This window comes from Candidatus Hinthialibacter antarcticus (assembly GCA_030765645.1).
Classification (GTDB): Bacteria; Hinthialibacterota; Hinthialibacteria; order Hinthialibacterales; family Hinthialibacteraceae; genus Hinthialibacter; species Hinthialibacter antarcticus.
This window is the reverse complement of sequence record JAVCCE010000063.1, coordinates 92,705-109,974: the sequence shown is the minus strand read 5'-3', so window position 1 is coordinate 109,974 and position 17,270 is coordinate 92,705. Positions and strand designations below refer to the sequence as shown.

General features: G+C 50.4%; 15 protein-coding genes. 8 read left to right on the top strand and 7 right to left on the bottom strand.

Features of this window, described 5'->3' with window-relative positions; genetic code table 11:
- Position 1: 1 nt before the first annotated feature.
- The 3 genes from rho to polA all read right to left on the bottom strand — a co-directional run bounded on the left by rho (position 2) and on the right by polA (position 4,818).
- Positions 2-1,267, bottom strand: coding sequence for a transcription termination factor Rho (gene rho, locus P9L94_15550; protein ID MDP8245499.1), 1,266 nt, complete (start codon positions 1,265-1,267; stop codon positions 2-4).
- 231 nt (positions 1,268-1,498) lie between these two features.
- Positions 1,499-2,152, bottom strand: a complete 654-nt coding sequence (gene coaE, locus P9L94_15545) for a dephospho-CoA kinase (protein ID MDP8245498.1) — start codon at positions 2,150-2,152, stop codon at positions 1,499-1,501.
- Positions 2,149-4,818, bottom strand: a complete 2,670-nt coding sequence (gene polA, locus P9L94_15540; GenBank protein ID MDP8245497.1) for a DNA polymerase I — start codon at positions 4,816-4,818, stop codon at positions 2,149-2,151. The genes coaE and polA overlap by 4 nt, the downstream gene beginning before the upstream one ends.
- A gap of 472 nt (positions 4,819-5,290) precedes the next feature.
- Between polA and P9L94_15535 the strand changes: the two genes are divergently transcribed.
- The 5 genes from P9L94_15535 to P9L94_15515 all read left to right on the top strand — a co-directional run bounded on the left by P9L94_15535 (position 5,291) and on the right by P9L94_15515 (position 9,760).
- A complete protein-coding gene (locus tag P9L94_15535; GenBank protein MDP8245496.1) occupies positions 5,291-6,277 on the top strand; it encodes a cyclic nucleotide-binding domain-containing protein in 987 nt (328 codons plus the stop codon).
- Between the two features lie 118 nt (positions 6,278-6,395).
- Positions 6,396-7,211, top strand: coding sequence for a hypothetical protein (locus tag P9L94_15530; GenBank protein MDP8245495.1), 816 nt, complete (start codon positions 6,396-6,398; stop codon positions 7,209-7,211).
- An 84-nt stretch (positions 7,212-7,295) separates the two neighbouring features.
- Positions 7,296-7,991: a metallophosphoesterase gene (locus P9L94_15525; GenBank protein ID MDP8245494.1), complete on the top strand. Its 696-nt coding sequence runs from the start codon at positions 7,296-7,298 to the stop codon at positions 7,989-7,991.
- Between the two features lie 46 nt (positions 7,992-8,037).
- The gene (locus P9L94_15520; protein MDP8245493.1) at positions 8,038-8,523 is read left to right on the top strand and encodes an Lrp/AsnC family transcriptional regulator; all 486 of its coding nucleotides are present in this window, start codon (positions 8,038-8,040) and stop codon (positions 8,521-8,523) included.
- 37 nt (positions 8,524-8,560) lie between these two features.
- Complete coding sequence (locus P9L94_15515; GenBank protein MDP8245492.1) at positions 8,561-9,760, top strand: aminotransferase class I/II-fold pyridoxal phosphate-dependent enzyme; 1,200 nt, start codon at positions 8,561-8,563, stop codon at positions 9,758-9,760.
- Here the strand turns inward: P9L94_15515 and P9L94_15510 are convergent.
- Complete coding sequence (locus P9L94_15510; protein MDP8245491.1) at positions 9,757-10,896, bottom strand: response regulator; 1,140 nt, start codon at positions 10,894-10,896, stop codon at positions 9,757-9,759. The genes P9L94_15515 and P9L94_15510 overlap by 4 nt on opposite strands.
- A gap of 236 nt (positions 10,897-11,132) precedes the next feature.
- On the opposite strand from P9L94_15510, the gene dapA reads away from it, so the two are divergent.
- A complete protein-coding gene (gene dapA, locus P9L94_15505) occupies positions 11,133-12,050 on the top strand; it encodes a 4-hydroxy-tetrahydrodipicolinate synthase (protein ID MDP8245490.1) in 918 nt (305 codons plus the stop codon).
- A gap of 26 nt (positions 12,051-12,076) precedes the next feature.
- Positions 12,077-14,611: a tetratricopeptide repeat protein gene (locus tag P9L94_15500; GenBank protein MDP8245489.1), complete on the top strand. Its 2,535-nt coding sequence runs from the start codon at positions 12,077-12,079 to the stop codon at positions 14,609-14,611.
- Here P9L94_15500 and msrB read toward each other — a convergent pair whose 3' ends face one another.
- The 3 genes from msrB to P9L94_15485 all read right to left on the bottom strand — a co-directional run bounded on the left by msrB (position 14,612) and on the right by P9L94_15485 (position 15,721).
- Complete coding sequence (gene msrB / locus P9L94_15495; GenBank protein MDP8245488.1) at positions 14,612-15,019, bottom strand: peptide-methionine (R)-S-oxide reductase MsrB; 408 nt, start codon at positions 15,017-15,019, stop codon at positions 14,612-14,614.
- A gap of 57 nt (positions 15,020-15,076) precedes the next feature.
- A complete protein-coding gene (locus P9L94_15490; protein ID MDP8245487.1) occupies positions 15,077-15,382 on the bottom strand; it encodes a Dabb family protein in 306 nt (101 codons plus the stop codon).
- A 111-nt stretch (positions 15,383-15,493) separates the two neighbouring features.
- Positions 15,494-15,721 carry a hypothetical protein gene (locus tag P9L94_15485; protein MDP8245486.1) on the bottom strand — a complete coding sequence of 76 codons (228 nt, stop codon included), beginning with the start codon at positions 15,719-15,721 and terminating at the stop codon, positions 15,494-15,496.
- A gap of 223 nt (positions 15,722-15,944) precedes the next feature.
- Here P9L94_15485 and P9L94_15480 point away from each other — a divergent pair, with 223 nt between their 5' ends.
- On the top strand, positions 15,945-17,213 hold the full coding sequence (locus tag P9L94_15480; protein MDP8245485.1) for a Gfo/Idh/MocA family oxidoreductase: 1,269 nt from the start codon (positions 15,945-15,947) through the stop codon (positions 17,211-17,213).
- Positions 17,214-17,270: the final 57 nt, after the last annotated feature.

The following is a 17,270-nucleotide window of genomic DNA, read 5'->3' as shown; positions in this document are numbered from 1 at the left end:
TTTACAACTTGGTCTGATGAAGCGTTTCGAGAAATTCCTGGTTGTTCTTGGTTTTCTTCATCCGCTGCAATAACAACTCGACCGCTTCGCTGGCGTTCATTTCATTGAGCACCTTACGCAACAGCCAGACGCGTTCCAGATCGGCGGGGTCCAAAAGCAATTCTTCCTTACGCGTTTTGGAACGGTTGATATCAATGGCCGGGTAGATACGGCGTTCGGCCAGTTTACGATCTAAGTGAAGTTCGAGGTTGCCAGTGCCTTTAAATTCTTCGTAGATAACGTCGTCCATCCGGCTGCCGGTGTCGATCAACGCCGTTGCGAGAATTGAGAGGCTGCCGCCTTCTTCAATGTTTCGCGCCGCGCCGAAAAAGCGCTTGGGCGGAATCAACGCGCTCGAATCAATACCACCAGAAAGAATCTTTCCGCTGTGCGGCGCGGTTTGGTTATAAGCGCGCGCCAGACGGGTAATCGAGTCGAGAAGGATAACCACGTCGTGGCGGTATTCAACCAAACGCTTGGCTTTTTCGATGACCATTTCCGCAACTTGAATGTGGCGTTCGGGCGGCTCATCGAACGTCGACGAAATCACTTCGCCTTCGACGGTGCGCTTCATTTCGGTCACTTCTTCAGGGCGTTCGTCGATGAGCAAAACAATCATGGTAATTTCAGGATTGTTTTTGGTCAGACTGTTGGCAATTTCCTGAAGCAACATCGTCTTACCGGAGTTGGGCGGCGCCACGATCAACGCGCGTTGGCCTTTGCCCATCGGCGTCACCAGTTCGATGATGCGCGACGACATCCGGTCTTTATGATATTCCATTTTCAACCGCTCGGTCGGGAACAGCGGCGTCAAGTTATCATAGAGAATTTTATTTTTCGCTGCTTCGGGCGGCTCGTAGTTGATGGTTTTCACTTTTAATAAAGCGAAGTAGCGCTCTCCATCTTTGGGCGGACGAATCACGCCCGTGACGGTATCGCCTTTGCGTAAGCCAAAGCGGCGGATTTGCGACGGCGACACATAAATGTCGTCAGGCCCGGGCAGATAGCAATAGTCCGCGCTGCGCAAAAAGCCGAAGCCTTCGGGCAAGGCTTCCAATACGCCGGAGCCTTCCATTTCGCCGTTGTCTTTTTCGTCTTGCGCCGCGTGTTCAAGAATTTTGTAGATGAGTTCTTGTTTGCGCAGGCCGCTGACGCCCTCGATCGACATCTCGTTCGCCATTTTTGTGAGGTCGGAAATGGTGAGTTTCTTCAACTTCTCCATTTCCAAATGGGCGTGTTTTCCCGGCGTGGCTTCATTGTTTTCGGCGTGGCTGGGCGTTGGGGTTACGTATCGGTCTGAGCGCTGATTATTGGGGCGGTCAAACCGCTCTTTGCGCTCGCCGCGCCATCCAGTGGAGTTTCCTGAGTTGCCTTTGTTGTCCTGGTTGGTACGGTTGGAGGTTCTGGGCCGTCGGCCTGGGGTCTTTGTTTCCATCGTTTTGCTCTCTCTTTAATTTCCTTACGTTTGTATAAACATTCGTATTTGTTGGTCTAGATTGTTGACCGAGCCTTCGTTCCAAAACACCACGTCGGCCCGTTTGATTTTTTCTTCTTGCGGCAATTGGGCGGCTTCACGCTGATCAAAGTTTTGGCCCGCATCGCCCCGCGCTTCAATGAAACGCTTTCTTCTTCTGTCAGTCGAAGCGGCAATTACAATCACGCCGTCAAAGCGTGGTTCATTGCCCCATTCAAATATCAAGGCGGCGTCGATCACTAACGGCCCGTCTTCATCACTGCTGCGAAACAATTCCACCTGGCCGTATAATTCCGCCTGAATGTGTGGATGCACAATTTCGTTCAGTTGTTCTAATTTTTCCGGCGACGCAAAGACAATCTCTCCAAGTTTTTGGCGGACAATCCCGCCGGATTCATCAAGAATGTCGCGTCCAAAAACAGAAAGCAATTGCTCGAAAACGGGTGAAGTTGCATGTAGCAGTTTGTGTCCCGCCTGATCGGCGTTGAGAACTTTGGCGCCGTACTTCTCGAAGCATTTCGCCGCAACACTCTTGCCTGCGCCGGGGTTTCCAGTCAAACCCAATACGCATCGGCGCGGCGCTTGGCTTGTGCGCGCCAATTGGCTCAACGATTTGTTTGGAGCGCTGGTTTGGTTCATTTCAACGCCGCCCAATCCGGCCCGATTGAACACTCAACAGGAATCGGAACGTCAAACGACATGGCCGACTCCATCAACTCCCGACACCGCTGGGTCACTTCGTCAACAATGTCTTCCCGCGCTTCCAAGACCAATTCATCATGAACGGTCATCAGCAATGCAACTTCATCCGCGCGGTCTTTAAATTCTTGATACACATGCACCATCGCCAATTTCAATAAATCCGCCGCTGAGCCTTGGATGGGGCCGTTGATCGCCGCCCGTCGCGCATTGTCGCGCCGCATCCGGTTAGCGTCGCGGACGCCCGATGTAGGGACCCGCCGTCCAAAAATGGTTTCGACATATAAATGTTGTTGCGCAAATTCTACGGTTTCGTCCATATAACGCTGGACTAATGGATACCGCGAAAAATAGGTTTCAATATACGTCGCCGCTTCTTCATCTGAGATTTTCAATCGGCGCGCCAATCCATACGACGACATCCCATAATTCAAGCCGAAATTAATTTCCTTCGCTTTGCGGCGCATGTCGGAAGTCACATCATCGAGTCCGACGGAAAACACGTCTGCGGCCGTCCGGCGGTGAATATCTTCTCCGGCGGCAAAGGCGCTTAACAAGCCGGGGTCTTTTGAGCGGTGCGCCAAGATGCGCAATTCAATTTGAGAATAATCCAGCGACGCCAATTGCCAGCCCGCTTTTGCCACAAAGGCCCGGCGTACGCGGCGGCCTAAATCTGTCCGAATGGGAATATTTTGCAAATTAGGATCGCTGCTTGAAATTCGACCAGTATTTACCACCGCTTGATTGAATGTTGTGTGAACGCGGCCCGTATCCGGGCGAATTAATTTTGCCAATGAATCGAGATAAGTGGATTTAATCTTCTGGCGATGACGATAGTCGAGAATATCCTGCGCGACTTCGACGCCCTCGGCGGCCAACTTTTCAAGCACGTCTGCGCGCGTCGTGCGCTTGCGTCCTTTCAAAAGTCGTAAATCATCATAGAGGATTTCCGCTAATTGCGAAGGGGAGTTAAGATTGAATCGCTTCCCGACGGATTCAAATATCCGTTCTTCCAACACGTGCATCTCACCAGCGAGTTCGTTGGACTGTCCTTCCAACACATGGGGATCAACGCATACGCCGCGCCGCTCCATCTCAGCCAATGCGCGAATGAGCGGAACTTCGATCTCGCCGTAGAGGCGCGTCATTCCCTCTTTTTCCAGTTGAGGCTCAAACCATTGGTTGAGCCGCCAACACGCATCAACGTCTTCACACGCATACGGCGAAGCGATTTCGATTTCGACTTCCGTCATCGACTTTTGCTCTTTGCCTTCGCCGATCAATGCAGTGATAGGCGTCATGCGCATGCCCGCCAGGGTTTCGGCCAGCGCGTCGAGTTTATGCGACTGTCGATCTGTTTGCGCCAGGTAAGACGCAACCAACGTATCGCCCGCAAGATTGGCGATATTGAATCCTTCATTTCTGAGAATGTGATAGTCGTATTTAAAATGGTGAGCAAACAAGCGGACCGACGGGTTCTCAAGAATTTCCTTCAATAGCGGGCGCGCACTTTCAAGGTCGAGGTTGGTTCCCTGGTCATGCCGAAGCGGAATATACCACCCTTGTTGCGGCCCGATGGAAAAAGCCAATCCGACGATCTTCGCATCCAATACTTCCAGCGAAGTGGTCTCTGTATCGACCGCGCAGGCGCCGTTCTTTTTCACGGCTTCCACAACGGCTTTCAGCCCGTCCAGGGTATCGACCGTTTGATAATCAAGATCAGCGGGCGATTCCTTCGCGAGTTCCGGCGCATACTCTTTCGCAAACGTACGGAATTCCATCTCCGTAAAAAACTGGTGCAGCGCGTCACGATCAATGGTTTGAAAGTTAAATAATTCATCGTCGAATTTTGTGGGAGGAGTTTGGTCGATTCGGAAGAGGTCGCGGGAGAGAAAGGCTTTCTCTTTATCGTTGATTAGGTTCTCGACCCGTTTTTTGCCTTTGACCTTATCTAGATTATCGTACAGCGTTTCAAGGTCGCCGAATTCTTGAATCAAACTCACGGCGGTTTTTTCACCGATGCCCGCCACGCCGGGTATATTGTCGATGGAGTCTCCCATCAATGCAAACACCTGCACCAACTGCTCCGGTTCAACGCCGTAGCGTTCTTTCACGTCGGCGGGGTTATAAATTTTGTTGGGTTGATTTTTCATTGGAGTCAGCCGCAACATTGAAACGTTATCGTTAACCAACTGCATCAAATCCTTGTCGCCCGACACAATGACCGATTCGCGCCCGTGTTCTTTGAGCCAAACCGCCATCGCGCCCAACAGATCATCGGCTTCAAAACCTTCCGCTTCGACTTGGTTCAGCCCCATCAATTTTGTCACGTCTTTTATGAGGGGAATTTGCGCGACGAGATCTTCGGGCGGCGCTTCGCGGTTCGCTTTGTAGTCCGGGTACATCTCAACGCGATAGGTCGGCCCGGGGAGGTCAAATGCGACCACCACGCTGTCGGGATTATGTTCGCTCAATAGGTTCCGCAACGTCATCACATAGCCATAAACCGCATTGGTCGGCGCACCATCAGAACGTCGAAGGTCGCGGATGGCGTGAAATGAGCGGAAAAATACCGAGCTGCCGTCTACAAGAAATACCTTGCTCATATTTTCAAGTTTTAGGATCGTCTTACCTATGGATTTGCCAAAATTAGCGCCGAAATAGACTGTTGGCGAATGGGCATTGAAATGATTTTTGTTGGATTTACCTATTCTCGTTTATTAATAACTCATCTCGACAGGAAAACGCATTCGCCAGGAACAGAACCATACTTATAAGATTCGTGTGGAAGACTCTATACCAGACGTGGGGTGAGATAAGAATTCAGAAAAGCATCGTATTCACATATATACTATCTCTTGCCATGCCAGGATGCAAGGGATTTTTCCAGAAAAATTTATTCTGCGATGAAATAGGCGAATCGGTAAACTTGCCTTTGAATTGCCCTTGAGGGTTGGGTATCATAATAGAAGGCGCAGATTTCATATTTTAATTTGCGCGGCGGTAGTTGAAAAAAAATAAAGTAAACCTTCGAAGCGCTTGTCAAACGCAGGCGGGCCGATCGTCAAGGACAATTCAATGCCAGATATGGGTTTCGGCGATTTATCTCGCGATGTGGTTCGCGCAGGTAAAGGCACAGTGTTGATGCGCCAAGGCGAATTGGGCAAATGCGCCTATTTCGTCGTCGAAGGGCGCTTAATGGTTGAGACGGAAATTTCGGGACAATCAACGGTCATTGCGGAAATTGGCGCGCGCGACCTGGTCGGCGAACTGGCCATTTTAGATGACGCCCCCCGTTCAGCAACCGTCATCGTCGCCGAAGACTCGTTATTGATTCCGTTAAACAAACACCGCTTGCGCACCATCATCCGCCGCTCGCCCAACATCGCCGAACTGATCCTCAAGTTGCTCTGCCACAAGCTCCGCAACACCCACAAATTAATCACCCATCAAATCGACCTGAACAACGCCCACATCTGGATGAAAGTCGGCCCGCTGCTTTCGCTCTGCGCCAAGGCGTCGTCCGACCCATCGGAACGCTTTAATATTATGACCGAGCAACTCAAATCGGTATTAGAAACACCCGACAACATCACCGTTGAAATCCTACAACGGCTCGCCAAAGTCCACCTAATCAAATTGGCAAGCGGCGAAATCCAATCCATCAACGAAGAACACATCGAACCGATTCTCAATCAATTACGCGAAGAGTTCCTCAATGAGCCATTTGGCGAACCAACCCTGGCAAAAGAGTTCCAGGCGATCCAAGTCATTTTAAACAACTGCATCCCAAATCCACCGTCAGCGCCTCGGATGGATATTCCCCGACAGAACCTGGTCGCTTTGCTGATGCATTCAAATTTATGGATGAAGTTGCATCCATCGATGCAACAGCAGCGCGCTGAGATGATGGTACAGACCTTGGATGAGACAGGGATGGTTGAACAAAAACCCCAAGACTCCGAAACATTGATACTGGATTTAGAGATGCTCAGGCAGTTCCCCAGGCCGGATAAAGACCTGGCAATTTACGACTTCGTCAGAAAGACGCTGCTGTGTATTTAATAACCGGCTTAGAATTTTAAAGTTACACTAGTTACTTGACGGTGATGAAGCCCTTTGACTATAATCTTACTTTGAGGGAGAATTTTGCTATCCAGTCATTTCTATTAAGAGGAACACTATGCGTTTACTAACGATTACATCTTTATTTATGATTACACTCTTGGCAGTTGCGCCCATTATGGCCCAAGATAATGGCTTAACTGACCCACAAGCAGTCGATACGGCAACCGAAGCGTCTGGAAGTTTCGACTCGGTGCAGGCATCCGCCAATCAGGGGTTCCAGGCATTGATGAACCGCCAGTTTCAATTGGCCCGCCAACAATACGAAACTGCGGCGGGTTCAAACCCTGAATACCAAAAAATGGTCGATTTCTGCGACGCAATCATCAAACGTGTTCAAGAAATGACCGACCAGCAAATCGAACTATTCGCAAAAACAACGGCGCAAGACTTCCGCCTCGAATCATTGAGCAAGGAAGAAGTCGACAAGATGCTCGACTACCAGTTCAAACAGCAGCAAGCAGGCCAAGGCTTTGCCGACATGGGAGCGCTGGTCATGATTCCTGTCGTCGAGTTGGGTCTCGACTTTGAAGGCGCCGATCAAGTTTCCTTAGGCGAATATCTGGGTTGGATGCCGCAACGCGGCGCCAATGAACGCATCTGGCAACGCGCCCGCTTACGTGCACTCGACCGTCAGCGCGTATTTGCAAAATACGAAGTCTATCAACAACAACGTCAAGAACGCATCCAACGCCTGGAAGAATTTCGGCGCCGTAAACTCGAGCGCAGTTCCAGCGGCGGCGTCGGCGGCCTGCAAGGCGGCGGCGGTATGAGCTTTGGCGGCGGAGGATTCGGCGGCGGTGGTGGTGGCTTTGGCGGCGGCGGCGGCGGCTTTGGCGGCGGCGGTGGTGGTGGATTCGGCGGCGGTTTCTAAGCCATCCCTTGCCTTACAACCAAATGATTGTATTCAAAAAGAGCGGCCCGTTGGCCGCTCTTTTCATTACCCAAAAACGGACCAATGACTGATTTAAACATTAATGTTTTTTTTGCAGACCTACATCACCCCGGCGGCGTCGATGAAGAAATCGAACAGCTTTTCCAGGAAATGCCCGCAGGCGCCAACCGTCTATTTTTTCTCGGCGACATTTTTCACTATTGGATTAATGACCCATCCTTTATCGAAGACCGCTACGCCCATTTTCTTAAACGGCTAGAAGGCATGGCCCGGGATGGGATGCAGATTTTCTTTTTGGAAGGCAACCGCGATTTTTTGGCGTCTCACTACCTTGACCGCCAACCCTGGGTGGACGTCTTGGTCAACCCGACTGTCATCGACCTCGCGGGACGCGCCGTCTATATCGGCCACGGGGATGAACTCTGTTGGAACGATTGGGCCTACCAGCTGTTCAAAGGCGTGATTCGCAGCAAGCCCTTACGCGCCATCGCAGACCGGGCGCCCTCGGCGTGGAAACAAAAAGCCGTGCGGCGAATGGCGGACGCCAGCGAAAAAATCGTTGCGTCCAAGACGCAATCAACCCTTGCAGTCCCCCAACGCGCTTATGAACAGGTCGTTTCAACGGGGATCGACGTCATCATCCACGGCCACATTCACGACACCTATCAACGGGTTGTCAAAGCCGACAACCACGAGGGGACAATTTATAGTTTTGGGTGGAAAAATGGAAAACGTAATCTGATCCACTTTGAAGGCTGACCCAATTGCCGATAGAATAGTAAGATAAATTTCCGGGAGGACGCTGATGCCATTACGCACAAAAATATTAGACGCTCTCGAACGCGATGCCCGCATTTCACATAGCGACATCGCCGTAATGATTGACGAAGAAGAACTAACCGTCGCCAAAGAAGTCGAAGCGATGGAAGAAGAAGGCGTCATCCTCGCCTATAAAACCATCGTCAATCCAGAACGGACGGCGGACAAAGTCACCTGCCTGATCGAAGTTTCCGTTCAACCCGAGCGCAGCTTTGGCTTTGATAAAATCGCCGAACGCATTTATAAGTTTCCAGAAGTCTCTACCGTCTTTCTGGTTTCGGGCCGCTATGACTTGTTAGTATTGATCGAAGCGGACGGCATGAGGCACATCGCGGACTTTATCTCAAACAAGTTATCCACGCTGCCCAATGTTCGCTCAACCTCTTCACACTTCTTGCTAAAGAAATATAAAGAACTGGGCGTCGTTTTGGTCGAAAACAACGAACAAGAACGAATCCCGGTATCACCATAGTTCAATACGCTGCCTCGACGCAGAAATGAAGAATAAAATGAGCGCGACCCCGCTACAAACCGTGAAACAACCTTGCACAACGACGCAACAGCGCGTGAATGCTGTTGTCCAGGCCATGCCGCCGTCTGGAATCCGAAAATTTTTCGACTTGGTCATGGCGCGCAGCGGCGTCATTTCGCTCGGCGTGGGCGAGCCGGATTTCGTCACACCCTGGCATATTTGCGAAGCAGGCATCAACTCCATCGAAACCGGACGCACCACCTATTCGCCCAATAACGGCCTTCCCGCATTGCGCGACCAAATTGCGCTGTATCTAAAAGAAAAACACCACGCCGACTATTCACCTAAAAGCCAAATCGTGATTACCGCCGGTGGAAGCGAAGCCATCGACGTTGCGTTCCGGGCGATTTTAGAACCTGGCGACGAAGCCATCGTCATCGACCCCTCCTTCGTCGCGTATGCGCCGCTCGCAGTGTTCGCTGGCGGGAAAACAGTGCGCATCCCCACCACGGCGGAAACCGGTTTCGTTCCGAACTTGAAACAACTCAATGACGCCTGCACCGAACGCACCAAGGCCATCATCGTCAACTACCCCAATAATCCGACCGGGGCGGGTTTATCCGAAGAGCAGATGCGTGAGATCGCCCAATTCGTGCTGGATAAGAACCTCATTCTCCTCAGCGATGAAATTTATCACCCGCTCAGTTATGAAGGCGAAGCGCCCACGTTTGCGTCAATTCCAGAACTCAAAAACAATCTCATCTTGATTCATGGTTTTTCAAAAGCGTGGGCGATGACGGGCTGGCGTTTGGGGTTCGCCGCCGGGCCGGACGACCTCATCGACGGAATGAACAAAATCCACCAATACTCCATCATGTGCGCGTCAACCAACGCACAGTTTGCCGCAATCGAAGCGCTAAAACACGGCGCAGAACAAGTCGAAGAAATGAGAAAAGAATACGACGCGAGGCGGCGCTTTATCGTCCACCACTTCAACCGCCTCGGACTCGACTGCATTACTCCAAAAGGGGCGTTCTATGCGTTCCCGTCAATTCAAAAAACGGGGCTGACTTCTGACGAATTTGCGCATCGCTTGCTAGAAGAACAAAATATCGCGGTCGTTCCTGGGACGGCCTTTGGAGAATGCGGCGAGGGATATATTCGTTGTTCGTATGCGTCGTCGCTAAAAAATCTTCGGACGGCAGTGCAGCGAATAGAAGCGTTCTTAAAGGATTAAGCCGAAGTGGCTTGCGCCTGCTGTACGACTTGGTTGGGGTTCCGGTAAAACTCTTCCCCTTCACGATCAACCAGATCGAGAACAGCGTCGGTTACAATCGGGTCGAATGTTTTCCCTTTTTCTTTTTGATAAAATTCAACAATTTGCTTCTGGCTCCAGGCGGGTTTATAACAGCGCACAGTCGCCAACGCATCTAACACTTCCGCCGCCATAAGTATCCGGCTGTTGAAATGGGTCTCGCTCCCCTTGAGTCCACGGGGATAGCCGCTGCCGTCAAAGCGCTCATGGTGCTCATACACATACTCTCCCACTTCTTTCAACATCGGAATCGGCGAAAGAATTTGATAGCCGATGTTCACGTGTTCTTTCATCATGGCGTATTCTTGCGGGGTTAAACTGCCCGATTTCAACAAAATCGAATCAGGAACGCCGATCTTTCCAATATCATGCAACTGAGCGGCCAATCGCAACGACTGGTGTTCGACCTCAGGAACGCCCAATTCATCCGCAATTCGAATCACGAGATTTGATACATGCTGCGCGTGGCCCTGCGTGTATGGATCGCGCGCTTCCAACGCTTTGCTCAATGACTGTACTGAGTGAAAAAGAAATTCGCTTAGTTCTTTGGTGCGTTGTTCAACCAAATCTTCTAAACCGGTTTGATAGCGGAGGTTGTCTAAACGCAAGCGGCGGTAATGCAGCGCTTTGGCGAGAGAGAGTTTGGCTTCTTCAAAATGAAATGGTTTCAGCAAAAAATCAAACGCGCCCACCTTGACGGCGTTGATGGTGTTGTCGAGTGAGGGCTTGCCAGTCATCAACACGACAGGCGTATAAGGCCGCAAACTTGAGATGACGCTAACCAATTGCGTTCCGCTCAAATGGGGCATGTTAATGTCAGATAAGACTAAATCAAAATCGCCTTCCTGCAGCCAGTCTATAATATCTCTTGGGTCAACTGTGACCCGGCAATCAGCGCCGAGGTCTGTCATAAATTCTTTCATAATGTGAATGATGGGTTCCTCATCATCCGCAACGGCTATTTTGGCCCCCCGAAAAAGCCCCTCAATATCATAGAGATAGGACGAAGCAGCCCCCTCATGTTCATCATGCAAAAATTGTGTAAGGTGTTCGCTCATTGGTTCCTAATCAAATAGAACATATATATCGCTAGTTTCATTCTACCCTTTTGTCTATAAAACAAAGAGAGAATATTGAAAAAATAGCGTTGGTTGACAGATAACATGGGCTTTTTTAGTATCCCAGGTGTACAATACGTTTTTACGCATTGAGGTAAAAAAATGATAAGTTGAATTAATTGTGCACATAACCGCATCCAAGATGCAGTGATCCACCGAGGAAAGGATTTTTCGTCATGTTTGAAGGTTCAGCAGTTGCATTGGTAACTCCATTTTCTGGAGATTCGATAGACTATACCGCTCTGGAAAAACTCATTGATTTTCACGCCAATGCAGGGACAGAGTGCATCCTCGTATGTGGAACCACGGGCGAGTCTGCGACCTTAACGCATAATGAACATAAAGAACTGATAAAACATAGCGCGGCGTACATCCGTTCAATTCGTGGAACAAACTCATATCCGATCCTCATGGCGGGTACAGGCAGCAACAGCACCAAAGAAGCGCTCGAACTGACCCAAGGCGCCAAAGATGCGAACGCCGATTGCGCATTGCTGATTTCTCCCTACTACAACAAACCAACGCAGAAGGGTTTGCTCGAACATTTCCGCGTCATTGCGCGTGAAGTCGATATTCCTCAGGTTCTTTACAATATCCAAGGCCGTACCGCGATCAATATTGAGACAGACACCATGGTCGCCCTCTCGGATGAGAAGAATATTATTGGCGTTAAAGAAGCCAGCGGCAATCTGGGCCAGGTGTCCGAAGTCATTCGCCGGACCCCTGATAACTTTTTTGTCTGGTCGGGCGATGATGGACTAACGCTCCCCATTCTGTCACTTGGCGGCAATGGCGTCATCTCCGTTTCGGCGAATATTGTCCCAAAAGACGTACGCGCCCTGGTACAGGCTTTTCTGAAAGGCGACCATGCCGAAGCCTTGCGAATCCATCAGCATTTTGCGGTGTTGAATTCAACCATGTTTGTTGAGACCAACCCCATCCCGGTGAAAACCGCCGTGAATCTCATGAGCAGCCAGTCGGACAGCGGTTTGCCTCATTGTGGAGACTTCCGTCTGCCGCTGGTTCCATTAGAGCCAAATAACATGGAGCGTTTAAAAACCGTTCTACAACAATACGGACTTCTCGCGGCTTGATTGAAATAAGAGTAACGAAAGAACTCATGATGACATTTCCAGGCGTTTTGCAACGCCTCATAGTTATATGCTTTTTTTTAACAATTAGCGTGCTTGCCAGCATTGCACAAGAAGACGCAGCATCGCTGTCGCTTGAAGACGTTGAAGAAGCGCGGCGGTTAATTTTATCCAACCAAGTTGATTTCAAAGCGCGGGTAGACCTCGCAAAACGGCTCTCGATTTTGTTTGAGCAAATTGGTCGCCCTGAAACCGCGCGGCGGCTTACGCTTGAGTTCATTTCATCAGCCAATGCTCAGTTTCAATCCAATACGGCTCCGGCAGCGAGTTCCAGCGAATGGGCGAAAATCGCCGAAACCATCCATACGGGAAAATATTTAACAGCGGTGAAAACGCTGCAAGCCGAACTCAAAAAAAACGCCTCGGTTCCCGCCAACCCGGCGGCAATGGTTCTCGCTTTGAAATCAGACGACATGCTCACCGCCTATCATTTGTTATACGGTGAACTATCTAGCGGCGTACGCAGCGCCTACGCTGATTATTTTTTAAGCATTCTGGCCGCGCGCGAAAAGCGCGTCACCGAAGCATCGCAATTAATGCAACAGGCGGAAGGTAAACTAGCCCCGGACCGCCTCAACCAATGGGTCGCAATGGACCGCGCTAAACTCGCCACCGTGCTGAACGAGTTTGACGAAGCGGAACGCCTCTTGAAATCGCTCATCAAAGAGTCGCCCAATGATCCGCATGTTCTCTATCTCTATCTCCTGCTTGATTTTGCCCGCGGGCAAAAAGACCAGGCAGGACGCCGCTTGACGCAGTTGATCCCTAAGTTACAAGCCGATCCCTACTTACTCGCCCAGGCGGCCACCTTGGCAGTGCGATTGAATGAAACAGACGCAGCGGCGCGTATGTTAGAAACACACGAAGCAAACATCGAAGCCAATCGCGATTTTTATGAGGCGTTTGCTCTGGTAAAAAAAGCGCAAGGAAAAGCCAGTGAGTCGGACGCGTATCTCGCCAAAGCCAACCAATTAAAAGAAACCCGCGTCGCCGTCGAGACGCGCGGCGAACAAGAGCGCTTATTGGGCCAAGCGCTGGCGTCCGCCCGGCAAAGCAGCGGCCCTTCGTCAGCAGAAATGGAAGGCATTACGCCCGTCTCAAAAGCCTATTTATATTTATTAGAAAACAACCCCAGCGCCGCCGAAAGCGCTCTGCAAGAACGGATTCAATCCAAGCAAGCAGAGCCAACCGAATATATCATCCTGCAAACGGTGCAACGCCGCATGGAAAAACTGAGCGAAGCAAAAGCGACCTTGGCGCGCTTGCAAAAAGCGTATCCAGAATTTCAACCCTACTATGTATTGACCCATTTGGCTGATTACGCCATCCGCACCAACGACGCCAAAACCGCTAAAAGTTCTTATCAAGAACTGATCAAAAAGTTCCCCAAGTCCAATCAGGCGGTTGCCGCCGCCGGTTGGCTGAAAAAAAATCAATTAAATTCCAGCGCAATCATTCCCATAAAAACGTCGCCCTTACTCACCCGCTATCCACAATACGGCGCGGCGTTCGCTCTATCTGAAATTATTAATTATTGGGATGAATCAACAACCTTTGCGAAGGTCTCGTCCGCCATCGGGGTTTCAGCGCAACGCGGCATCCAGTTCCACGAATTAATTCCGGTGATACTCAACGGCGCAAAGTTTGAGATCAATCCAGTCGCGCCAACCTTTGACGCAATCGCATCAATCCTCAGCAGCCGCGTACCTGTGATGTACTGTCTTGGCGAGATGTTTGGCAATCAACAGTTGGAGTCGGTCTTGCTCTTGGTTGGCTTTGATCCTGTTCGCCGGGTGGTATACGCCGAAGGCATTCGCGGCGACGACCCGCATGTCTTAACGGAGAACGAACTATCAACGGGAATCGCACTTGCGCTTCATCCCGGCACGGTCAAAATGCCGCAAGACGACAAAATCGAAAGCGCTCTCACCCTGGGCGCCGACCAAGTGCGCCTTAATCTCGACGCGATCAAATTAATGCGCATGGAAATCGAGACATCAGAACCATTCAACCAACAGATGGCTTCAGTCGCGAGTCAAACAGGCCCCGAATATGTTCCGATGCAGATGGCGTATGCGCGGTGGTTGGTGCGGCCCGGTCAAGAGAAAGCCCCTCAAACCTACCTCAAACAAATCCAAAACAATTGCGCTCAAATCGGCGAATATCATTTTCTAAGGGCGCATTATCATTTCAGCCAGAAAAACTACGCTCAAGCCCTCAAATCTATTCAAACCGCGATCAGCCTCCAGCCGCAACACCCTCGCTGGACTTTGGCGCTGGCCCGGATTTTATATACGCAAGGTCAAGTCGACGAAGCCATTCAAACCTGTGAAGAGGTCTGTAAACAACACCCGGAAAACCTGACCGCCGCCGCCTACCTGCTCTCTCTCTATAAGCGCACGGGAAACACCGAAAAACTACAGCAAGAAGCTCAACGACTGAAAGATGCGCTGAACGTCGAGACTCTGCCTTTCGATGAAACGGCGGATGAAAAAATGAATTGATTATTTTTCGGCGTCGGGTTCCTCTAATTTCAACGATGCAGAATTGATGCAGAAGCGTTGGTTGGTCGGCGCAGGGCCGTCGTCAAATACATGGCCCAAATGGGCGCCGCATTGGCTGCATAACACTTCGGTGCGTTCGCGGGCCAAACTATGGTCAGATTCGGTGCTCACGCTTTCTTTCGTCGCTGGCGCCCAAAAACTAGGCCAGCCCGTGCCTGAATTAAATTTTGTTGTGGAATTAAATAATGGATTGCCGCAACAGACGCACTGATAAACGCCATCCTGTTTGCAATCATGGTACTCGCCGGTAAACGCGGGTTCAGTCCCCTTCTTGCGCGCGACTTGAAACTGCTCCGGCGACAAATGCGCCATCCATTCTTCATCGGTCTTCTGAATTTTAAAATTCACAGCCATTGTCCTCCCCATGAAAATTCGTTTTACAATTAATGGCGATTGAGAGACGATCTACACTGTATCGAAAACTTGGATTTTTTCAAACAATGGTTTGTATTTTTGAACGAACGCAACATGGCGCGGATCATCCTGGTAGGCGTCATGCCCCGCCTGGTCATCATAAACAACGATCAATCCAAGGTCGTATGAATTATCAACCACTTCACGCGGCGTACCGGCTGGCTTTCCCGCCCAAAGATGGTTCACGCTTTCAATCGCCGCCAGGTCTTTCATACAATCGTTAATCATCGACTTCTTATCTTCTTCCGTCGCTTCCGGCTTTAACCAGAAAAACACCATGTGAACAAAACCAGACATACCGTCCTCCAAAACAGAGATAGACGAATATTAAAGACAAAAATTGAGAAAAAATATACGGAAAGAGAGTGTTGAAAATCAGGAAAACAAAATTCAGCAATCTGACGCAAATTAGAACATCTGCTTGATGATGTGAATCGCTACGCCGCTGTCAAACGTAATGAGCACCTGATCGCCTGCCTGCGCATCAGCATAAATCGCTTCGCTATCCACCTGAGCGACCATTGGCTCACCGGGCAAATCGTCTAAAACGTAATGCACCCGGTAGTTCATGCGTCCGTGGATTGGGGTAGGAGCGACTTGATTGACGATCGCCTGCTTTTTTCCGACTAGCATCATGGCGGCGACCTCCATTTTCCGACATAATAGGATTATACCACGATTCAACAAATGAAACGATTTATGTTTGAATTGATTTCTGCTATCTTTAATGCTCTGAAATATCAAAGTTTGACTGCTAAAGCTTAGGGCAGATGTAATTTAATTCGGAGGAAACAACATGCCAAAATCATTATCAACTCGCCGAAACTTTCTTAAAACGAGCGCAATTTGCGCAGCCCCAATGTTGATTCCAAATCATATATTCGCCGCTGCTCCCAGCGATAAAATCGTATTAGGTTGGATCGGCATCGGTTCACGCGGCAACCAGCTGCTTGGCGAAAATTTGCGGAAAGGCAGCATTCGCATCGCCGCCATAGCGGATGTAGACCGCGTTCATTTGTTGAGAGCGCAACAGATCATTGATGACTTGTATGACATTGACCGGCCTGCGCCACAAATTATCAATGGGTGGCGTCTTGAACAACAACCGGCTCCCCAAGGCGCCGTTGCAGCGTATAACGATTACCGCCGTGTGTTAGACAGAGGCGATATCGACGCGGTTGTGGTCGCTGTCCCTGACCACTGGCACGCAAAAATCTATATCGACGCGATGGATGCAGGATTAGACGTATATGGCGAAAAACCTTTAAGCCTCACCATCAACCAGGGGCGCCATATCGCCCGCAAAACCAAAGAGACGGGGCGCGTCTTTCAAACCGGCAGCCAACAACGGTCGGCAGGCACTTTCCGCACCGCAGTCGATTATGTACGCAATGGGCGCTTGGGCAAAATCCTCAAAGCCCAAGCCGCGATTGGCGGCGGAAAAGCAAGCGACATGCCGCCTAATAGCCCCGCCCCGCCCCAACTCGATTGGCAAACATGGTTGGGGCCAGCGCCAAAAGTTCCATACAATGAACGCCGCTGCCATTTGAAGTTCCGTTCGTTCTTCGATTATTCAGGCGGCAACGTCACGGACTGGGGCGCTCATCATTGCGATATCATTCAATGGGGGCTTGGCATGGACGGTTCCGGCCCGGTCAAAATTGAAGGCAAGGCCAAACGCAATCCTCAACCGTTTAATACGTTGTACGATTTTGATTTTACATACACATACGCCAACGGCATCTCGGCGCAGTTGGTCGGGAAAGGAAAAAACGGCGTGACCTTTTATGGCGAAAAGGGTGAAATTTTCGTCTCGCGCGGCGAAGTCATTTCAACCCCGGGGTCGATTCTTGAAGAACCGCTAAAAGACAGCGACGAGCGCGTCCAGGTCAGCGACGACCATTTCCAAAACTGGCTGGATTGCATTAAAAGCCGCGAAACGCCTATCGCGTCGGCGGAAATTGGACACCGCTCGATTAGCGTTCCACATTTATGCAACATCAGCGGACACTTGAAGCGCACATTAGAATGGGACCCTGCGCGGGAGTTATTCGTCAATGATTCAGAAGCAAACGACTGGCTGGACCGCGACGAACGCGACCCCTATCACCATTTGGCGGGTTATTAAACGCGCCGCCCAATGTGATGCGGATTGATTCAACTGTGATAATAAAAAAGGCTGCCT

Bases quoted from the DNA above. Each gene is read 5' to 3' on its own strand.
- coaE (MDP8245498.1), bottom strand. From the start codon at position 2,152: ATGAACCAAACCAGCGCTCCAAACAAATCGTTGAGCCAATTGGCGCGC.
- polA (MDP8245497.1), bottom strand. From the start codon at position 4,818: ATGAGCAAGGTATTTCTTGTAGACGGCAGCTCGGTATTTTTCCGCTCA.
- P9L94_15535 (MDP8245496.1), top strand. From the start codon at position 5,291: ATGCCAGATATGGGTTTCGGCGATTTATCTCGCGATGTGGTTCGCGCA.
- P9L94_15530 (MDP8245495.1), top strand. From the start codon at position 6,396: ATGCGTTTACTAACGATTACATCTTTATTTATGATTACACTCTTGGCA.
- P9L94_15525 (MDP8245494.1), top strand. From the start codon at position 7,296: ATGACTGATTTAAACATTAATGTTTTTTTTGCAGACCTACATCACCCC.
- P9L94_15520 (MDP8245493.1), top strand. From the start codon at position 8,038: ATGCCATTACGCACAAAAATATTAGACGCTCTCGAACGCGATGCCCGC.
- P9L94_15515 (MDP8245492.1), top strand. From the start codon at position 8,561: ATGAGCGCGACCCCGCTACAAACCGTGAAACAACCTTGCACAACGACG.
- P9L94_15510 (MDP8245491.1), bottom strand. From the start codon at position 10,896: ATGAGCGAACACCTTACACAATTTTTGCATGATGAACATGAGGGGGCT.
- dapA (MDP8245490.1), top strand. From the start codon at position 11,133: ATGTTTGAAGGTTCAGCAGTTGCATTGGTAACTCCATTTTCTGGAGAT.
- P9L94_15500 (MDP8245489.1), top strand. From the start codon at position 12,077: ATGATGACATTTCCAGGCGTTTTGCAACGCCTCATAGTTATATGCTTT.
- P9L94_15490 (MDP8245487.1), bottom strand. From the start codon at position 15,382: ATGTCTGGTTTTGTTCACATGGTGTTTTTCTGGTTAAAGCCGGAAGCG.
- P9L94_15485 (MDP8245486.1), bottom strand. From the start codon at position 15,721: ATGATGCTAGTCGGAAAAAAGCAGGCGATCGTCAATCAAGTCGCTCCT.
- P9L94_15480 (MDP8245485.1), top strand. From the start codon at position 15,945: ATGTTGATTCCAAATCATATATTCGCCGCTGCTCCCAGCGATAAAATC.